The 18744-nt window shown below is 63.2% G+C and carries 17 protein-coding genes; 10 read left to right on the forward strand and 7 right to left on the reverse strand.

The genetic code is table 11. The features are described from left to right. Nucleotides 1–3000 (reverse strand): glutamate synthase central domain-containing protein (locus QM649_RS18430; protein ID WP_415200541.1); only part of this gene is annotated, 3000 nt, incomplete at its 3' end. Between the two features lie 226 nt (nt 3001–3226). Between QM649_RS18430 and QM649_RS18435 the strand changes: the two genes are divergently transcribed. From QM649_RS18435 to QM649_RS18475, 9 genes are all read left to right on the forward strand, one after another. After that, on the forward strand, nt 3227–3688 hold the full coding sequence (locus QM649_RS18435; RefSeq protein ID WP_415200542.1) for an arginine repressor: 462 nt from the start codon (nt 3227–3229) through the stop codon (nt 3686–3688). A gap of 116 nt (nt 3689–3804) precedes the next feature. Further along, a complete protein-coding gene (gene argC, locus QM649_RS18440) occupies nt 3805–4875 on the forward strand; it encodes an N-acetyl-gamma-glutamyl-phosphate reductase (RefSeq protein WP_415200543.1) in 1071 nt (356 codons plus the stop codon). 57 nt (nt 4876–4932) lie between these two features. Next, nucleotides 4933–5715, forward strand: a complete 783-nt coding sequence (gene argB, locus QM649_RS18445; protein WP_415200544.1) for an acetylglutamate kinase — start codon at nt 4933–4935, stop codon at nt 5713–5715. A gap of 104 nt (nt 5716–5819) precedes the next feature. Beyond that, complete coding sequence (locus tag QM649_RS18450; protein ID WP_415200545.1) at nt 5820–7073, forward strand: aspartate aminotransferase family protein; 1254 nt, start codon at nt 5820–5822, stop codon at nt 7071–7073. Next, a complete protein-coding gene (gene argF, locus QM649_RS18455; RefSeq protein ID WP_415200546.1) occupies nt 7066–8082 on the forward strand; it encodes an ornithine carbamoyltransferase in 1017 nt (338 codons plus the stop codon). The genes QM649_RS18450 and argF overlap by 8 nt, the downstream gene beginning before the upstream one ends. A gap of 2 nt (nt 8083–8084) precedes the next feature. After that, nucleotides 8085–9521, forward strand: a complete 1437-nt coding sequence (gene argH / locus QM649_RS18460; protein WP_415200557.1) for an argininosuccinate lyase — start codon at nt 8085–8087, stop codon at nt 9519–9521. Beyond that, on the forward strand, nt 9508–10029 hold the full coding sequence (locus QM649_RS18465; RefSeq protein WP_415200547.1) for a GNAT family N-acetyltransferase: 522 nt from the start codon (nt 9508–9510) through the stop codon (nt 10027–10029). Before argH ends, QM649_RS18465 begins: the two co-directional genes overlap by 14 nt. Nucleotides 10030–10120: 91 nt before the next feature. Beyond that, nucleotides 10121–10873: a hypothetical protein gene (locus QM649_RS18470; RefSeq protein WP_415200548.1), complete on the forward strand. Its 753-nt coding sequence runs from the start codon at nt 10121–10123 to the stop codon at nt 10871–10873. 88 nt (nt 10874–10961) lie between these two features. Then, nucleotides 10962–11504, forward strand: coding sequence for a hypothetical protein (locus QM649_RS18475; protein ID WP_415200549.1), 543 nt, complete (start codon nt 10962–10964; stop codon nt 11502–11504). Between the two features lie 16 nt (nt 11505–11520). Here the strand turns inward: QM649_RS18475 and QM649_RS18480 are convergent, their stop codons facing one another. From QM649_RS18480 to QM649_RS18500, 5 genes are all read right to left on the reverse strand, one after another. Continuing rightward, entirely contained in the window at nt 11521–12009 is a 489-nt protein-coding gene (locus QM649_RS18480) for a c-type cytochrome (protein WP_415200550.1), read from the reverse strand. Nucleotides 12010–12022: 13 nt separating this feature from the next. Continuing rightward, nucleotides 12023–12382 carry a cupredoxin domain-containing protein gene (locus QM649_RS18485; protein ID WP_415200551.1) on the reverse strand — a complete coding sequence of 120 codons (360 nt, stop codon included), beginning with the start codon at nt 12380–12382 and terminating at the stop codon, nt 12023–12025. An 87-nt stretch (nt 12383–12469) separates the two neighbouring features. After that, complete coding sequence (locus QM649_RS18490) at nt 12470–13816, reverse strand: gluconate:H+ symporter (protein ID WP_415200552.1); 1347 nt, start codon at nt 13814–13816, stop codon at nt 12470–12472. Between the two features lie 52 nt (nt 13817–13868). Continuing rightward, nucleotides 13869–14261 carry a RidA family protein gene (locus tag QM649_RS18495; protein WP_415200553.1) on the reverse strand — a complete coding sequence of 131 codons (393 nt, stop codon included), beginning with the start codon at nt 14259–14261 and terminating at the stop codon, nt 13869–13871. Nucleotides 14262–14282: 21 nt separating this feature from the next. Beyond that, complete coding sequence (locus tag QM649_RS18500) at nt 14283–15779, reverse strand: N-acyl-D-amino-acid deacylase family protein (RefSeq protein ID WP_415200554.1); 1497 nt, start codon at nt 15777–15779, stop codon at nt 14283–14285. Nucleotides 15780–15887: 108 nt separating this feature from the next. On the opposite strand from QM649_RS18500, the gene QM649_RS18505 reads away from it, so the two are divergent. After that, entirely contained in the window at nt 15888–17099 is a 1212-nt protein-coding gene (locus tag QM649_RS18505) for an amino acid deaminase (protein WP_415200555.1), read from the forward strand. Between the two features lie 126 nt (nt 17100–17225). On the opposite strand, the gene QM649_RS18510 is transcribed toward QM649_RS18505, so the two are convergent. Beyond that, nucleotides 17226–18744, reverse strand: a 1519-nt coding sequence (locus QM649_RS18510) for a S41 family peptidase (protein ID WP_415200556.1), incomplete at its 5' end; no start/stop codon positions are given.

Consider the following 18744-nt stretch of genomic DNA (forward strand, 5'->3'; position numbering starts at 1 on the left):
GGGCAGCTGTCCGCCTTCGCCGGGCTTGGCGCCCTGCGCGACCTTGATCTCGATCTCCTCGGCGTGCATGAGGTACTCGGTGGTGACGCCGAAGCGGCCAGAGGCCACCTGCTTGATCTTGTTGTTCAGCAGGGAGGACGGGGTCGGCCTGCCGAGCAGGTCTAGGTCCACGTTCGGCTGGTAGACGGCAGGATCTTCGCCGCCCTCGCCGGTGTTGGACTTGGCGCCGATCATGTTCATCGCCGCGGTCACGGTCTGGTGCGCTTCAGGGCTGAGCGAGCCGAGCGACATGGCCGACGCGATAAAACGCTTGTACATCGACGCCGGGGTCTCGACCTGCTCCACCGGCAACGGTGCGCCGGCAGGACGAATCTCGAGGAGGTCGCGGATGTTTGCAGGCTGCGGTTCGACGGCCTGCGTCGAGAAGGCCTGCCATGCCGCGGCCGGCTCAGCGACGGCGGCAATGCCGCGGGCAGAGCCCACTACGGTCTGCAGAGCCTTGACGGTCTGCGGCTGCCAGCTGTGCGGCTCCGAAACGTCAGCCTTGCGGAAACGGATCCAGCCATAATCCGGCAGATCCTTGGTGGCGGTTGCGGTCGGCACCGGAGCGCCGCCTTCCCCGTCGCCGGTGATGGTGGACTGGCCGTTCTGCCAGGCCTGACGGATCTGCGCTTCGATCTCGGCATAGCCGATGCCGCCGAGCGGCGCTTCCACGCCGGTAAAACAGCGAGCCACAACATCCTTGGCAAGACCGAGCGAGTCGAAGAGATGTGCGCTGCGGTAGCTGTCCACGACCGAGATGCCCATCTTGGACATGATCTTGGCCAGACCGGCGTCGATCGCGTGCAGCGTGTTGCTCTCGCCCTTTTCCGGGTTGAGGCTGCGGGCAGTCTCGAGCGCGAGCCACGGGCAGACAGCACCTGCGCCCATGCCGAGCAGCACGGCCACGTGATGCACGTCGCGGCAATCGCCGGCTTCGACGGCAAGACCAGCACGGGTGCGATCCCCTGAGGCGATCAGCGCCTGGTGGACAGCACCGAGCACCAGCGCCATCGGAATGGCCGGGCTGGTCAGGTCGGCAACGTGGTCTGTCAGCAGCAGGATGGCTGCGCCGCCGCGTACCAGATCAATGGCCTTGGCGCAGAGCTCGTCCAAAGTTGCCGCGAGGGTCTGACCGGCAGGCAGGATGCATTCGAGCACCGCGAGCGGCAGGTTGTTGGCAAGCGCATGCTCGCGGGCGCGGAGATCGTGCATCTGCGCAAGCGAAAGGATCGGCGAGCGCAGCGAAAGCCCGGGCAGCGGACGGCGCTTGTCGAGCATATGCGGCCACGGTCCCAGACGGGTGTGCAGCTGCACAACGCGCGCCTCACGCAGCGAATCGATAGGCGGGTTGGTGACCTGCGCAAAGCGCTGGCGGAAATAAGAATAGAGCGGACGCGGCGCACGCGCGAGGGGCGCGATCGGCGTGTCGTCGCCCATTGACCAGACAGCATCCTTGCCGTCGGTGGCCATGGGCTTCAGGATCATGTTCACGTCTTCGCGCGAGTAGCCGAAGGCGACATGCAGGCGCGTCAGATCGGCGATTTCGATGGGCGTATCGGGAACGTGATCTTCGAGAATGTGCTCTTCGAGAAGGCTCTCGTACTCCGGAGCCGCACCGTCGAAGATGGTCTGCAGCTCTTCGTCTTCGTAGAGCTTCTTGTCCTTGAGGTCGACGACGAGCATCTGACCGGGGCCGAGGCGGCCACTGTGGACGATGGTTTCAGGATCGAGGTCGACGAGACCGGCCTCGGAACCAAGCACGACAAGCTGGTCCTGCGTCACGAAGAATCGACAAGGACGAAGGCCATTGCGGTCGAGGATGGCGCCGACCAGCGGGCCGTCCGAGAAGGCGATGGCGGCAGGGCCATCCCAGGGCTCGGCGGAGTCCGCGGCGTAGGAGAAGAACGCCGACGGCTTTTCGAGGGCCGCAGGCTGGATGAGCATGCGCAGAGCTTCGGCGACGGTGCGGCCATTGCGCGAGAGCATCTCGACGACTTCATCGAGCGAAGTCGAATCGGAGCCATCGGGCGTGAAGAGCGGCTCGAGCGCGCCATCGTGCTCGGCATTGAAGACAGCGGCACGGGCACGCATGCGGGCGCGGTTGCCCCACACGGTGTTGATCTCGCCGTTGTGCGCCATCATGCGCAGCGGCTGAGCGCGATCCCAGGAGGGAGCCACGTTGGTCGCATAGCGCTGATGGAAGAGCGCGTAGGCGGTGGCGAACTCGGGGTTGGTGAGATCCGGATAGAAGTCCGCGAGCAGACGGCCGATGCACATGGCCTTGTAGACCATGTTCGAGGTCGAGAGCGAACAGACATAGCTGAGCTGATGCTGCGGATTCGCCGCGATCAGGGCGTTCTCGGAGCGCTCGAAGTGCTTGCGGCTGAGATAGAGCCGGCGCGCAAAGGCTCGGGTCTTGAACTCGGCGTCGGTCGCGTCGGTGATGAGAGCGTGGCGGATGATGGGCAGCGTCGAAAGGGCGATCTCGCCGAGAACTTCACGGCGGATGGGCACCTCACGCCAGGCCAGCAGCTGCAGATTCTGCGTGGCGAGCGAGGCCTCGAAGGCGGCCTGCGATGCAGCGAGGGAGGCTTCGTCCTGCTGGGGGAAAAAAATCACGCCAACGGCAAGGGGGCGGTCCTCGGCCAGGGTTTTGCCCACGGAGGCGAGCAGCAGCTCGCGGGGAATACCGGTCGAAATGCCGATACCGTCGCCGGACTTGCCGTCGGCGGCGATGGCGCCGCGGTGCTCGAGGCGCGCGAGGGCCGTAAGTGCTTTCTCCAGAATGTCGTGCGACGGAATATTGGTCAGGGTCGCAACAAAGCCAACACCGCAGGACTCGTGCTCGAAGCGCGAGTTAATCAGAGAGGCGGCGGGGGCGGAAACGGACGAGGAGGAAGACGAGCTCTGTGGGCGCTCGAAGACAGAGACAAAATCAGTTTTATTTATGCTGCCCATACGTCACTATAAGTCCCTTCTGCGCTGGTGACATCACGAAAATGCAGCAGTGATGGGGCCTCCGCGCGCCTCATAAAGAAACGCAATCCGGGGCATCAGCAATTTTTATCTGGAAGTCTTGACAGACGGCCTGCGTATATTTATACATCGTTATGTATTTTTATGCACGACGCGGGCGGCTTGCGGCCCGCGATTTCTATTTGGTTCAGGAAACGGAGCGGCGTCGGTGACCAAAGTCGATCGGCACAACGTGATTCGGGAGCTGGTGGCGCAGATGGCGATCAGCAACCAGGACGAGCTGCGGCGCAAGCTGGTGCGGAGAGGCTTCGATGTCACGCAGGCGACCGTCTCACGCGATATTCACGAGCTCCGGTTATACAAGGGACCGAATGGCTATGCCCTGCCCAACGGCAACGGCGTCGCGCTGGCTGAGGACGAGGAAGACGACGACTCGCCGACGGTCGAGGACATCCTTTCCACCTTTGGATTGAAGGTGAAGCAGGCGATGAACCAGCTGGTGATCATCACGACGCACGGCGGCGCGCAGCCGGTAGCGGCATCGATCGACTCCGAAGACTGGGACGAGGTGCTGGGCACGATCGCCGGCGACGACACGATCCTGATCATCTGCGAAGACGAACGACGAGCCACCGGGCTCCGGGCACAGATCGAAGAGATGATCGGCTAGCTGCTTCGCGCAGGGCGATCCGCCTTCGGCCCCCGCTCCCTTTGGTCGCGATCCGAGATACTTGGGATACGGTGCGGGGTGCGGGGTCTGAAACAGAAGAAACAACTACGAACGAGATGGGGGATTCGGTGCAGACTGCAGTGCTTGGGGTGAGCGGATATTCGGGTGCGGAGCTGGCGCGGCTGCTGCTGCACCATCCACGGCTGAAGAACACGCCGCCTGTCTTCCTGGGACGTCCGGCGGTAGAAGGCTCTGTTGCAAAAGAAGAGCCGCTGACCACGCTGCATCCGCAGCTTCGCGACAATAATGGGTCTGCCGGGCTCAAGATCGAACCCTTTTCCTGGGAACTGCTGAAGGAGCGCGGCGTGAAGGTGCTCTTCCTGGCGACGCCGCATGAGCAGTCGCGGGAATACGCTCCGCTGGCGCTCGAGCATGGCATCAAGGTCATCGACCTGAGCGGAGCGTGGCGGCTCGAGGCTGCGGAGAATCGCGCGGTCTACAAGTTTGAAGATGACGGCACCGATGTCGCCAAGGCAACGCAGGCGAAGGCCGTTTACGGCAGCCCGGAGCTGCATCGCGAGGAGATTCGCAATGCTCAGCTGCTGGCGAATCCCGGTTGCTATGCGACCTCGGTAATCCTGGCACTGAAGCCGCTGACAGAAGCGGGTTGGGCGGACACGGACCGCGGCATCGTGTGCGACGCGAAGTCGGGTGTCTCGGGCGCGGGCAAGGCCCCGACGGCGAAGACCCACTTTATGTATGCGGCCGATAATCTTTCGGCGTATGGCGTCTTCGGACATCGGCACACGGGCGAACTGCTGGAGCAACTGGGCCTGGAGCGTGACGAGATCGTCTTCCAGCCGCACCTGCTGCCGATTCCGCGCGGCATCCTGTCGACGATTTACGTCTCGCTGAAGGAGTCGAAGACGGCGGCGGAGATTGCCGATCTTTACGCAAAGTTTTATGCCGGCAGCCCGATGGTGCGGCTCTTCGGCCCGGGCAACCTGCCGCAGATCCAGTACGTGGTGCGGACGAACTACTGCGACATCGGCTTCGAACTGGATAAGGGCGGCCGACGATTGATCCTGGTTTCGTGCCTCGACAACCTGCTCAAGGGCGCTTCGGGACAGGCGGTACAGAACCTGAACCTGATGTGCGGATGGGGCGAGTCCGAAGGGCTGGAGTAGCTCGCAGGACGCTGAAGTTTAAAAGAGATTGAGTTTGCAGGACAAGGTGGGACGCATATGAAATTCGTGGTGAAGCTGGGCGGAGTAGCGCTGGAGAATCTGGAACTGCGGCAGGCCTGCGCGCAGGCGATTGCCGACATGGTGAAGGACGGCCATCAGGTGGCGCTAGTGCATGGCGGCGGCGTGCAGCTGACGCGCACACTGAAGCAGCTGGGCAAGCAGAGCGAGTTCATCGCCGGACTGCGCGTGACCGATGCTGAGACGCGTGACGCGGCGGTGATGGTGCTCGGCGGCCAGGTGAACAAGGCTCTGGTGGCGGCTCTGGGCTCGCATGGACAGGCGGCCGTGGGTCTCTCCGGCGGCGATGGACTTATCTTCCGCGCGCGCAAGAAGCGCACGGCTCCGGATCTCGGATATGTGGGCGAGATTGCCGCGTCCGATCCGCGCTGGCTGGAAGCGATCTGGCAGATGGGCGCGGTGCCGGTGCTCTCGAGCATCGCACTGGGCTTCGACGGCGAGTACTACAACGTGAACGCGGACGAAATGGCCGCGGCCGCAGCAACGGCGTGCAAGGCCGATGCGCTGGTCTTCCTGACGGACGTCCCAGGCGTGCGCGGTGCGGATGGCGAAGTGATGCGCTGGCTCAGCGTAGGTCAGATCGCCGCACTCACCCGCGATGCGGTCATCAGCGGCGGCATGCTGCCGAAGCTGGGCGCCTGCCGGGAGGCTCTGCTGCAGGGCGTGAAGCGCGTGCGCATTCTTCCGGCGGAAGCGGCAGCGGTACTGCCCGATCTTTGTAATACGCGTGTCACAGAAGGCACGGAAGTGCTGGTCGCGTAGGAGATGAGGCATCGCGTGAGCGCGTCAAGCCATCACGCTTAAGAGAGATTTCAGCCGGTCGAGCCATGAGCCTGAGCTCTGAGCCCTGATCAGGGAGAGTTGAGATGACGTTAGAAGAGATCCAGGCAGCAGAAGCGAAGCTGCTGCTTTCGACCTACGAGCGGAACCCGATTCATTTTGTTTCGGGCGAGGGTGTGTATCTTGTCGACGAGAAGGGCGAGCGCTACCTGGACCTGCTGAGCGGGATCGGAGTGAATGCGCTGGGCTATGCGCATCCGGTGATTGAAAAGGCGATCGTCGAACAGAGCCGCAAGCTGATCCACACCTCGAACCTGTTCTTCCATGAAGGCCAGGCGGAGCTGGCACTGCGCCTGACGCAGGCCAGCGGCATGGATCGCGCCTTCTTCTCGAACAGTGGCACCGAAGCGTGGGAGGCCGCACTGAAGCTGGCCCGCGCGCATGCAGGCCTGCTGCGTAGCGAAGGCCGTACCATCGGCACCAAGTTCCTGGCGCTCGAGCACAGCTTCCATGGCCGCACGATGGGCTCGGTTGCGACCACGCACAAGGCGAAGTATCGCGAGCCGTTCGAGCCGGTGATGGGCAATGTCGAGTTCGTCGCGTTCAATAACGTCGCCGACCTGACCGAGAAGTTTTCGACCGATGTCTGCGCGATTGTGCTGGAAGCGATCCAGGGCGAGGGCGGCATCCGTCCTGTATCGCGCGAGTTCCTTGAAGTGGCGCGCGCGCTCACGCAGTCGACCGGCGCACTGCTGATCGTGGACGAAATTCAGGCAGGCTTTGGCCGTACCGGCAAGTGGTTTGCGTATCAGAACTACAGCGTGCAGCCCGACGTGACGACGGTGGCGAAGCCGCTGGCGGGCGGTCTGCCGCTTGGTGCGATGTTCTGCACCGAAGAGGCTGCGCGCGCGATTCATCCTGGCATGCACGGGACGACCTTCGGTGGTGGTCCGCTGGCCTGCGCGGTGGCAATCGCGGTCTTCGACGAGATTGAGAAGACGGGCATGCTGGAGCACATCACGGAGGTCGGCGCCCATTTCCAGCGCAGGCTGAACGAGCTGCAGGCGAAGCATCCTGCGATCACCGAGGTGCGCGGCAAGGGCCTGATGCTCGCCGCCGAGCTTGATTCCGCGGAGCTTGCGAAGGCCGTGCTTGCGGACCTGCTGGAGCGGAAGATCCTGATCAACCGCACGAGCGAGACGGTATTGCGCTTCCTGCCGCCGTACATCCTGAACAAGGAACAAGTAGACGTGGCGGTGGATGCGATCGACGAAATTCTGACAGAGCGGGCGCCGCAGGCAGCGGGCGCCGCAAACGAGGGAGGAACCAACGTTGGCTAGCAACGCATTGGATTTGAAGGAAGCGGTGGCGGGCTCGGTTCCCTCACCTTTCGAGTCACTGGCGGGACGCGATCTGTGTTCGATCGCGGACTTTTCGACAGTGGAGATTGAAGCGGTTCTGAAGCTGGCGCATGACGTGAAGGCGCGGCCGATGGACTATCGCTGGGCGCTCGACGCCAAGCAGATGGTGATGTTCTTCGAGAAGGCCTCGCTGCGCACGCGCCTGACCTTCGAGACGGCGATCAACACGCTGGGCGGCTCGGCCATCTTCGTCGACCAGACGCAGTCGCCGCTGGGCGAGCGCGAGTCGCTGGCCGACATGTCGCGCAACCTGGAGCGCTGGGTCTCACTGATCGTGCTGCGCACCTACGCGCACGAGACGATCACGGAGATGGCACAGTACGCGGCCTGCCCGGTGATTAACGCGTTAAGCGATCTCGAACACCCCTGCCAGGCACTGGCGGACTTCCTGACCATCGAGCAGAAGTTCGGCACGGCCAAGGGTCTGCGCTTCAGCTATGTGGGCGACGGGAACAACGTCTGCCACTCGCTGATGCTGACGGCTGCGCAGCTGGGCACGCACATGGTTGTGGGCTCGCCCAAGAACTACGCGCCCAAGGCGGATATCGTTGCCCAGGCGCGCGCCATCGCCAATGTGACCGGCGGCAGCATTGAGTTGGTGAGCGATCCGATTGCCGCGGTGGAAGGCGCCGATGCTATCTACACCGATGTCTGCACCAGCATGGGCATGGAGCACGAGGTAACCAAGCGCGCTCCGATCTTCAAGCCGTACCAGGTGAACGAAACGCTGATGGCGCACGCGGCTTCGCATGCGGTCTTCATGCACTGCCTGCCGGCGCATCGCAATGCCGAAGTCACGGATGCGGTCCTCGATGGTCCGCAGTCGGTGGTCTTCGACCAGGCGGAAAACCGCATGCACGCGCAGAAGGCGCTGATGCTCCTGCTGCTGGGTGGCGCTGCAAACGTCCGGAAAGAGGCGACCAAGTGAAGATGTGGTCGGGGCGTTTTCGCGAGCCCCTGAATGCGACGTTCGATCATTGGCAGCGCTCGTTCCGTTTCGACCAGGCGCTGCTGGCCGATGAGTGCGCGGCGAGCAAGGCTCATGCGCGCGCACTGGCGGCAGCCGGCATCCTGACAGAAGCAGAATTCTCGACGATCACGACCGGCCTCGATGGGCTGGTCGCGAAGTACGGCGAAGCATCGGCTGCGCAGAAGATCGAGTTCGATGCCGAGGACATTCATCACTTCGTTGAGCTGAAGCTGGTCGAGGCGATCGGGGATCTTGGCCTAAAGCTGCACACGGGCCGCAGCCGCAATGAGCAGATCGCGACCGACCTGCGCCTGTTTGTGCGGCGACAGATCGGCGTGATCCTTGGCGACCTGGCTGCGTGGGCCGGCGCTCTCGTGGAGCAGGCGGTGAAGGCGGGCGACGCGGTGATGCCTTCCTATACACACCTGCAGCGCGCGGAGCCTGTGCTGGTCGCGCACTGGCTGCTGGCGTATGTGGAGATGATCCTGCGCGATGCCTCGCGCCTGGAAGACTGCGCGAAGCGGCTGAACTACTGCCCGCTGGGTTCGGGTCCGATTGCGGGCGCGACGCTGGCGCTCGACCGCACCATCGCTTCGCGCGAGCTCGCGTTCACTGCTCCGACGTTCAACAGCATGGATGCGACGAGTGACCGCGACTTCGTGCTCGAGTACCTGCAGGCACTGACCATGATCGGCCTGCATGCGAGCCGCTTCAGCGAGGAGATCACTTTGTTCGCGACGGCGGAGTTCGGCTTTGTCGAGCTGCCGGAAGCCTTCTCGACCGGTTCGAGCGCGATGCCGCAGAAGAAGAACCCCGACCTGACGGAGCTGATCCGCGCAAAGGTGGGACGGCTGAACGGCGCGGCGCAGACAGTTACTTTACTTGTGAAGGGTCTGCCGCTGGCCTACAACAAGGACATGCAGGAGACTCAGGAGCCGGTCTTCGAGGCTTCGCGCACGGCGCACATGCTCACCTACCTGCTGGGTGCGTTCACTTCGGCGCTAACCTTCCGCATAGATCGCATGAAGGCTGCCTGCGAGATCGGCTACCTGAACGCGATGGCGGCAGCGACGTACCTTGTCTACAAGGGTGTTCCCTTCCGCAAGGCACACGAGAAGATCGGCAACGCGGTGCGGTACGGCCTGGACCACGGCAAGGAGCTGGGGGAGCTGACGCTCGACGAGCTGAAGCAATTCGGACCGGAGTTCGAAGCGGACTTCTTCGAGGCGGCTTCGCTTGAGGCTACGCTCGATTGCCATGATGTGATCGGCGGCACGGCGCGGGCACGCGTGAAGGCTGCGATCCAGGATGCGGCAGCGCGCGTGGAAGCACTGGCGGCACAGTATGCGGGAACGGGCGCGGCAAAGGAGGAGGAGCTGAGCCATGCGGGTGCGTAAGGCCCGGCTTCATGACGCAACCAACATCTACGAGCTGGTGAACAGCCTCTCGAGCGATGGAACACTGCTGCGGCGCGTCTTCGCGGAGATCTGCGAGAACGTGCGCGACTTCACGGTGGCGGAGACGGACTCGGGGGTCTTCCTCGGGTGCGGCGCGCTGCATCTTTACGGACCGCATCTCGCCGAGGTGCGGTCCATCGTCGTCAAGCCTGAGGCCAAGGGACAGGGCGCGGGCGGCCGTCTGCTGCAGGCGCTGCTGGATGAGGCCGAAGAGCATGGCGTGGGCTGTGTGTGCCTGTTCACGCGCATTCCGGACTTCTTCTTTCGCTATAACTTTCGCGAAGTGGAAGACCGCGCGGCGCTGCCGGACAAGATCTTCAAGGACTGCCAGAACTGCCCGCGGCTCTATCGCTGCGATGAAGTGGCGATGGCGCGCGGCAACCTGCCCCGGGTTTCGATCCTCGGACCGCGCGTGCAGGCGGAGCAGCTGGTCCGGTTGACGGGCTGATATACGCGAGGACGTGCATGCGCGCGTCCTCGCGTATTCCTTCCACAGCTCGCCGAAGCCTTCCTTCCATCATTAGAATGGCGTTGCGCCTATGAACTGGAAACTGGAACTCGCGCTCGCCTCGTGTATGCTGCTTGGCCTTCGGCACGGCTTCGACTACGACCATCTCGCCGCCATCTCCGACATCACTGCCGTACAGAAAAACTGGAAGCAGGGCATGCGGCTGGGCGTGACCTATGCGCTGGGCCACGCGCTGACCGTGGTGGTGCTGGGCGCGCTGGTGGTGATGTTGCATATCCCGCTGCCGGCGAAGCTGGACAACTGGACGGAGCGGCTGATCGGCGCGACGCTGATCGTGCTGGGTATCGGCGTGGTGGCGAATCTTTCGCGGCACTCCCATTCGCATGGCAGCGCCGTTCTCCAGAGCCGCTGGGCGATGCTGATCGGCGGGACTCGCTACGGATGGTGGCACGTGCGGCGGCTCTTCGGTAGTAATGCCGCGAAGCCTGCGCCGTTCGCGTGGAACTACAGCGGGGGATCGCTATTTGCGATCGGCGTGCTACACGGGCTGGGCGCGGAAACGCCGAGCCAGCTCATGCTATTTCTGTTGGCGGCGAGCCTGGGCGGCACGCTGCACGGCTTCCTGGGGCTGCTCGCTTTCGCTGTTGGGCTGGTGACGATGAACGGGCTGATGACAGCAGGGCTGGGCGGCATCTTTGGCGCCGGGACGCACCGGCCCGCGGTGTATCGCTGGACGGCCGTGGCCGGCGCGGTGTACAGCCTGGGCATCGGCGTGGTCTTTCTGCTTGGCGCTTCCGACTGGCTCCCGCCTCTCGGCGGATAGACGACTCGATAGCGCCATAACTCCCCTCGAAACAACGCCGAGGGCACATCCCTGAATCCAACGCGTGCAGGTAAGGAGCAAGATACGCATGCATTGGACAGGCGCGTTTGTCCTTCTTTTATTCGCGGTGCTGGTGCTGGGAGTGCTGCTGTTGCTGCTGCACCTCACCCAGCTGGGCAAGTTGGTTCACGAGGGGATTCCGGACAGGCCGCGACGGCGAATGTTCCTGGCCGCGGTGAGCTTCTTCATCACGTTTCTCGGCGTGCGGCTGCTGGTCTGGTGCATCACGCATCACATTGGCCCGTTCGGCTGGGTCACCATGGGCGGACGGCACATCCATCACCTGGTGTGGGGCATCTTCATCCTGCTGGCCGTGGGCTACGCGTGGCTGGCCGAGTGGGGCAACGGGACGAGCGCCATCTCAATCTTCTGGAGCCGCTTCTTTGCGATCCTCTACGGCGTGGGCGCGGCGCTCACGCTCGATGAGTTCGCACTGTGGCTGAACCTGGCGAATGTCTACTGGTCGCCGGAGGGCCGCGAGAGCATCGACGCCATCATCCTATTCGGAGCATTGCTGGGAGCGAGCGCGTGGGGCGCTCCGATCATGCGGCGGCTGCGCAAGGCTGCCTGAGCACTCGCTGCAGAGCCTACTTCGAGCCGCCGTTATACACCGCAGGCTCGCCGAGGCTCCCTGCCTTCGGCAGATGGCGGATGTAGAGCACCATCTTCCACATGTCGTCGTCCGCGAAGACGCCTTCGGACGGCGGCATGCCCGAGGGCGAGACGCCATGCTGGATAATCCACTTCAACTGCCCGTCGGTGTAGCTCTGCACCTCGTCTGAAGCGAGCGAGGGAACAGGCGGATCGACGGTAGCTGCGAAGGGGACGCCGGTATTCTGGCCGTCCAGACCATGGCAGACCATGCAGTATTGGGTGAAGGCCTGCTTGCCATCGTCGATATTCGAAGCCGTGGCGGGAAAAGGATTGCGGTCGCGCTTTCCGCCCACGGTGATGTGATGCTTCACCCACCGGATGGTGCCACTCTGCGCAGCACCGGGCTTCCCTGCCCTGCAGCCAGCGAGAGCGGCGAGGGCCAGGAGCGCGGCAATGCGCACACATGACGAGCGCGAGGTCATCGGCCTCTCCTGTCTACTTGTCGACGACGTGAACGGTGAACGCCATCCTGCCATGGCCCGATCCACAGAAGACACCGCACTTGCCGGAATAATCACCGGACTGCGCAGGGGTGATGGTCTGCTCGGCCTTCTCTCCGCCCATGGCCTTGATGTTCACATTGAGGCCGTCGATCCGCAGGCTGTGGGCCACATCGTCGGAATACATGACGAGGGTGACGGGTTCGCCCTTCTTCACGGTGATCTGGTCCGGCACAAAGGCGTAACGCTTGGCGTGAACTTCAATCGTCCTGTTCTCGGCGCGAAGCGCGGGCGTGAAGGCAAAGGCAGCGGTAAGGACGATCGCGGGGAGGGCTTTGAGGAAGGTTCGATTCATGGACTCTGGGCTCAGGGCCTTTCTTTTACAGCATAGCGTGACAGGCGTGGTGACGAGGAGTCACGACGCGCTTGCTTAGAAGTCTAACTACGCCAGCGAAAGAGCCATCGCAAGCAACAGCGCGGTGATGGAGATGAGCGTCTCGAGGACAGTCCATGTCTTGATCGTATCGACCACGCTCATGTTGAAGTACTCCTTCACGAGCCAGAAGCCGCCATCGTTCACGTGCGAGAGGATGACGGAGCCCGCGCCGGTGGCCACGGCAAGCAGCTCCGGCCGGACACCGGGCGCATGCGCCGCGATGGGAGCGACGATACCCGCGGCGGTGGTCATCGCAACCGTGGATGAACCGGTGGCCACACGCAGCAGCGCGGCGATGAGCCATGCGAGCAGCAGGAGCGGCATATGGCTGCCGAGAGCGACCCCGACGATCGCATGCGAAACGCCGCTATCCTGCAGAATACGTCCGAAACCGCCGCCTGCGCCGACCAGCAGGGTGATGGTGGCCGTGGGCGCGAGGCATTCATTGGTGAAGCGCAGTATGGTCTCGCGCGTGAAGCCGCCGGCTCGGCCGAGAGTGAAGAAGCTGAGCAGCACGCCGAGGAGCAGCGCGATGTCATCGTTACCGATGAAGTGCAGGCTCTGATTGATGGCGCTGCCGGACGCGGTGAAGGCATCCGCCGCACTCCCGAGCAGCATCAGCAGCACCGGCGCGAGGATGGTGAAAAGCGTCAGCGAGAAGGACGGCAGGCGGCGGTTCGGATCACGCTCGACGAACTGCGCGGCCATGGGGTTTTCTTCCGCGAGGCGGATGCGCGGCGCGATGAACATCGTCCAGAGCGGACCGGCCACGATGGCGGTGGGGATGCCGACGATAAGCGCGTAGAAGATGGTCTTGCCGATGTCCGCATGATATGCGGTCGCGGCGAGCATGGCTGCGGGATGCGGAGGCACGAGCGCGTGATCGACCGAGATGCCGGCGACCATGGGCAGCGCGACAAAGACGATGGATTTCCCGGTGCGGCGCGCGACCGTATAGGCAATGGGGATGAGCAGGACGAAGCCCACTTCAAAAAAAGCAGGCAAGCCCACGATGAGGGCGATCACCATCATCGCCCAGTGGACGCGCTTTTCTCCGAAGAGGCGGATGAGGGTGAAGGCGATCTGATCGGAGCCGCCGGACTCGGCCATCATCTTGCCGAGCATGGTGCCCAACGCGACGACCACAGCGATGTGGCCGAGTGTGTTGCCGACGCCGACTTCAAACGAGTGCACGACCCCCGCCGCGGGCATGTGCACGGCGAGCGCGAGACCCAGCGAGGCCAGCAGCAGCGTGATGAAGGGGTTCAGCCGGAAGACCGCAATGAGCACAACAAGCGCGACCACTGCGGCCAGCGCGGTAAGAAGCAGAAACAGGCTGTGGGGATCGATCATCGGGTGCGGCGTATCTCCGGCTGAGATGGGAGCGTGCAGTGGTGAGGCTGGTCTACTTCACAGGAGCTTTGTAGGCAACGCAGTCGATCTCGACCTTGCAGTCGACGACCATGCTGGAAACGACGCAAGCGCGCGCGGGCGGATGCTCTCCGAAGTACTGGCGGAAGACGCCGTTGAAGGACTGGAAATCCCGCGGATCGTCGAGCCATACACCGCAGCGAACAACATGCTCGGCCGAGTAGCCTGCATCGGCAAGAATGGCGAAGAGGTTCTTGATGGCCTGGTGCGACTGCGCGACGATGCCGCCGGAGATGACCTCACCGTCGACCATGGGCACCTGGCCGGAGACGTAGAGCCAGCCATCGGCTTCGACTGCGCGCGCGAAGGGCAGATGCTGGCCGCCTGTCCCCTTGCCTCCTTCGACTCCATACCGCTTGAGACTCATGTTCACTCCTGATGGATGGCGTTACTGAATCCAGCGGGTGCGGCCGCGGGGAAGAAAGCGGCCGGCGCGCTCGCCGGTAGACTCCTGCGCAGTATACGTGAGCACTCCGTTCACCCACACATGCGAGATGCCCTTCGCAGGCTGGATGGGATCGGAATACGTCGCAGTGTCGGTGACAGATTCGGGATCGAAGAGGACGAGATCGGCAAAGGCTCCGGGAGTGAGGACACCGCGACCTTCAAGACCGAAGCGCGCGGCCGGCATGCCGGTCATCTTGTGAATGGCGGCTGCGAGCGGCAGCAGCTTCTCTTCCCTGCTGTAACGGCCGAGGACGCGGGGGAATGTTCCCCAGAGACGCGGATGCGGGCGAGGATCGAGCGGCAGGCCATCCGAGCCGATCATCGTGGCGGGATGCGCTAGGATGCGACGCATATCTTCTTCGGAGATGCTGTGGTAGATCGCGCCTGCGGGCTGAAGCCTGCGCGCGGCCTCAAGCTGCGTGACGCCCCAGCTCTCTGCGATGCGTGCGAGAGGCTGGCCGGAGACCTCAGGATGCGGCGTGCTCCAGGTGATGGTGATGGCGACGCGCTCGTCGACCTGGCGAAGATCGAGGGTGCTGGAGCCAGCAGCGTAGGGATAGCAATCGCAGCCAACGGCCTGCGTCTCACGCACTGCTTCGAGAGCGGAGAGGACTTCCGGGCTGCGTCCCCAGTTGGCGATGCCCGCGCATTTGAGATGCGAGACGATCACCGGCACCTGCGATTGATCGCCGATGGTGAAGGCTTCGCGCAGTGCATCGAGGATGGTCTCCGTCTCGCTGCGCAGGTGTGTGGTGTAGACCGCATGGTGCGCGGCAAGGGGCTGCGCGAGGGCGATCACCTCTTCCGTCGTTGCATGGATGGCCGAGAGGTAGGCGAGGCCAGTGCTGAGGCCGAGCGCTCCGCCGGCAAGCGCGTCGTCGAGATGCGCGCGCATGGCGCCGACTTCCGCTTCGGTTGCGGCGCGATCGAGGCGATTCATGTGATTGCTGCGGAGCGCGGTGTGACCAATGAGCGCAGCGACATTCACTGCCGGCCGGGCCTCGGCGATGGCCGATATGTACTCACGGAAGGTGGGATAGCGGAAGTCATCGCGGCCGCCGAGCAGGTTCATCGGATCGGGTGGATCGGCATGGAGGGTGACAGGCGAGGCGGAGATACCGCAATTGCCGACGATCACCGTCGTGACGCCCTGCGAGATCTTGGGCAGCATCTGCGGAGTGCGGAGGACGGCCGTGTCGTCATGCGTGTGCACGTCGATGAATCCCGGGGCGAGAGCCAGACCGCGAGCATCGAACTCATGGGCCGCATGGTAATCAAGGCCCGGGCCAAGGTCTACGATGCGGTCTCCATCGACGGCGAGGTCAGCAACGGCACCGTTCGAGATATTCGCGGGACCTGGACTGGGGCCGTTGTCTGGGCCATCGCCAAGACCGTTATAGATGCGAGCATTGCGGATAAGAAGGTCGCAGTTTTTCATGCACACGTACTCCCATATAGCCTATAACCGTCACCGCACTTCCTCGCAGGAGCCGATGCTTTGGAACACTCTTCGTCACTGATTTCTCCTCTTAACAAAGGATTGGGCATGCTTACGGCCCCGCTCACCACGGAAGCCGTCGCGGCCGTTGGCTGGAATGTGCTGCGCGAGGATGTGAGCCTGCCGTGCGCGGTGCTTTACGAAGAGCGGCTGCAGCACAATCTGACGTGGATGCAGCGCTTCATCGAGGAGTACGGCGTGAAGCTGGCTCCGCACGGCAAGACGACGATGGCGCCGAAGCTCTTCGCGCGGCAGATCGCGGGAGGAGCCTGGGGCATCACGCTGGCGACGGCGCAGCAGGTGCAAGCTGCGTACACGCATGGCGTGCGGCGCGTGCTGATGATGAATCAGCTCGTCGGCAGACAGAACATGGAGATCGTCTCGCGCCTGCTGGAAGACGCTCACTTCGATTTTTACTGCCTGGTGGACTCGGCTGCGCAGATCGAGCAGCTGGGGACGTTCTTCCTTGCGAAGGGACAGCGCGTGCAGGTGCTGCTGGAGGTAGGAGTCGAGGATGGCCGCGCCGGCGTGCGTAGCGAGGCACAAGTTGCGGAAGTGCTGGAAGCGCTGGGGCGATGGAAGAACACACTGGAGCTGCGCGGTGTGGAGTTATTCGAGGGCCTGCTGAAAGACGAAGCCGCGGTGCGGGGCTTTCTCGGCAGAGCAGTCGAGGTTATGAGGAGGTTGGTTGCCGATGGCCATCTCGCCGCGGGGAAAGCTATCCTCACCGGCGCGGGTTCGGCCTGGTATGACGTGGTGGCGGATGTCTTCACGGACGCAGGGTTCGGTGATGCCGTCGATATCGTGCTGCGGCCGGGCTGCTATCTGACGCATGATATCGGTGCGTATCGTGAGGCGCAGGAGCGCATCCTCGCGGCGAATCCGGTTGCGAGGAAGTTGCGAGCAGGATTGCTGCCGGCTCAGCATATCTGGTCCTACGTACAGTCGGTGCCTGAGGCCGGGCGAGGGATCCTGGGCATGGGCAAGCGGGATGCTGCCTTCGATGCGGGGCTGCCGGAACCGGCGCTGCATTATCGTCCGGGGGAGGATGCTCCGCGCATGGCTCCCGCACACTGGAAGCTGGCGAAGATGATGGATCAGCATGCGTATCTCGATATCCAGAGGGGGGATGACATCCAGCCCGGCGACATGATCGCCTGCGATGTCTCGCACCCGTGCCTCACCTTCGACAAGTGGCGGACGCTGCTGGTGGTGAATGCGCATTACGACGTGATCGACCTGGTGGAGACGTATTTTTAGGAAACCGCAGGTCCCTCCACTTCGCTCCATTTGGTCGCTCCGGTCAGGATGACAATATTTCTGTAAAGAGAAGCCCCGCCTTAACAGCGGGGCTCTCTTTATGGCGATTTTGTAACGGTTACGGTTCTATTTCGTTGCGGCAGGCTGTTCCTTCCCCTGCTCCTTGAGCTGATCGAGCAGCACCGTCACTGCCTTTTCGAGCTGGGAATCGCGGTCTTCCAGCGTTTCACCGGGCTGGCGGACGACTTCCACGTCGACCGGGCGGGGATGGCCTTCCATGGTCTGCCCGCGAAGATCCTGCACTCGGGTCTCCGGCAGGCGAACGGCGGAGCCGTCGATCAGGCCTGTACCGCTGGTGAAGATGATCCAGCCTGCGGTTGGCGTGCCTACAACTTTGCCGAGATGCAGCGCGCGGTAGCCTTCGGTGAAGTCCTCGGCATCGGAGAGCGAGCTCTCGTTGGTAAGTAGGTCCGTGGGCAAGCCCAGAGCACGCTGGCCGAGCGCCTGGCGTGACGGCGTCGAAGGCTCACCACGTGATGTCATCACGAGGTAGTTTCTGCGTGAGAGGACATCGATGGCATAACCGTTGACATAGCCGCCGTTGTTGTTACGCACATCGACGACCACGCCTTCTTTACCTTCGTTCTGCGCATCGAGATCGATGTAGAGCTGCTTCAGCGAGTGATCGCTCATATCCGCAATGTGGACGTAGCCAAGCTTGCCGCCGCTAAGCTTCTCCACCATGGCGCGGTTGTGCTCGACCCACCCGCGATAGAGCAGACCTGCCTCAGTTGCGGAATCGACAGGTTGCACGATAGCATCGCGCTCCTTCCAATCCTTGGCGGCGATGCGCAGGACGACGCGGCGTCCAACCTGATCCTCGAGGAGCTGATCGAGATTTGTGTGGTCATCAATGGAGATGCCGTTCACCGCGACCAGCATTTCTCCCACATGAATCGAGCCCTCGACAGCCGCGGGGCCAAGAGGCACGATCTCGCGAATGACGAGGCCCTTCCCTGCTTCGTAATTCGCGCGCTCGAAGCGAAGACCGAGACGACCCGTCTTCACGGCGTGGGTTGAACCTCCGCCGGAGATGCCGGAGTGCGAGGCGTCGAGCTCACCGATCATGAGGTTGATGTCGCGGCGCATCTCGTCCGGCGTGCGGCTACCGGCGATGTAGGGAGCGAAGGTGTCGTGCAGCTCGCTCCAGTTACGGCCGTGGAAGTCCTTGTCATAGAAGCGGCGATTGAGCACGCTCCACGCTTCGTTGAAGGCGATGACCTTGTCGGTGTTGAAATCGATGTCCAGCGTAGCCGTGGCCTGAATGGGCTTGGCCTGCCCACTTTCGAGCGTGATGCGGCGCGGCTGACCATCTTCGAGCACGAGCAGTTCCTTCGAGTCGGGCGAGAAGGTGATGCTGCCCTTCTCTGTCGCGTTCGCGGTGAGCTGTTTCGGAACCGGCGGCTCCTTCGGATTTTCTTCGAGCGAGTAGGAGTAGAGATTACTGTGATTCTCGGAGCGCGCGGTGAAGACGAGAGTCTTGCCATCGGGGCTGATGTGCGGGTCCATCGCGTTCAGGCCCAGGGGCAGCAGCGTGAGGCGATCGCGGATGCCGTCGAAGTCCGAGCCCTTCAAGATCGACTTC

Source organism: Silvibacterium sp., from assembly GCF_047605705.1.
Lineage (GTDB): Bacteria > Acidobacteriota > Terriglobia > Terriglobales > Acidobacteriaceae > Silvibacterium.

Coding starts and splice junctions, on each gene's coding strand:
- QM649_RS18505 (WP_415200555.1), top strand. CDS start 15,888: ATGCTTACGGCCCCGCTCACCACGGAAGCCGTCGCGGCCGTTGGCTGG.
- QM649_RS18500 (WP_415200554.1), bottom strand. CDS start 15,779: ATGAAAAACTGCGACCTTCTTATCCGCAATGCTCGCATCTATAACGGT.
- QM649_RS18485 (WP_415200551.1), bottom strand. CDS start 12,382: ATGAATCGAACCTTCCTCAAAGCCCTCCCCGCGATCGTCCTTACCGCT.
- QM649_RS18470 (WP_415200548.1), top strand. CDS start 10,121: ATGAACTGGAAACTGGAACTCGCGCTCGCCTCGTGTATGCTGCTTGGC.
- QM649_RS18465 (WP_415200547.1), top strand. CDS start 9,508: ATGCGGGTGCGTAAGGCCCGGCTTCATGACGCAACCAACATCTACGAG.
- QM649_RS18490 (WP_415200552.1), bottom strand. CDS start 13,816: ATGATCGATCCCCACAGCCTGTTTCTGCTTCTTACCGCGCTGGCCGCA.
- QM649_RS18450 (WP_415200545.1), top strand. CDS start 5,820: ATGACGTTAGAAGAGATCCAGGCAGCAGAAGCGAAGCTGCTGCTTTCG.
- argH (WP_415200557.1), top strand. CDS start 8,085: ATGTGGTCGGGGCGTTTTCGCGAGCCCCTGAATGCGACGTTCGATCAT.
- QM649_RS18495 (WP_415200553.1), bottom strand. CDS start 14,261: ATGAGTCTCAAGCGGTATGGAGTCGAAGGAGGCAAGGGGACAGGCGGC.
- QM649_RS18480 (WP_415200550.1), bottom strand. CDS start 12,009: ATGACCTCGCGCTCGTCATGTGTGCGCATTGCCGCGCTCCTGGCCCTC.
- QM649_RS18475 (WP_415200549.1), top strand. CDS start 10,962: ATGCATTGGACAGGCGCGTTTGTCCTTCTTTTATTCGCGGTGCTGGTG.
- argB (WP_415200544.1), top strand. CDS start 4,933: ATGAAATTCGTGGTGAAGCTGGGCGGAGTAGCGCTGGAGAATCTGGAA.
- argC (WP_415200543.1), top strand. CDS start 3,805: ATGGGGGATTCGGTGCAGACTGCAGTGCTTGGGGTGAGCGGATATTCG.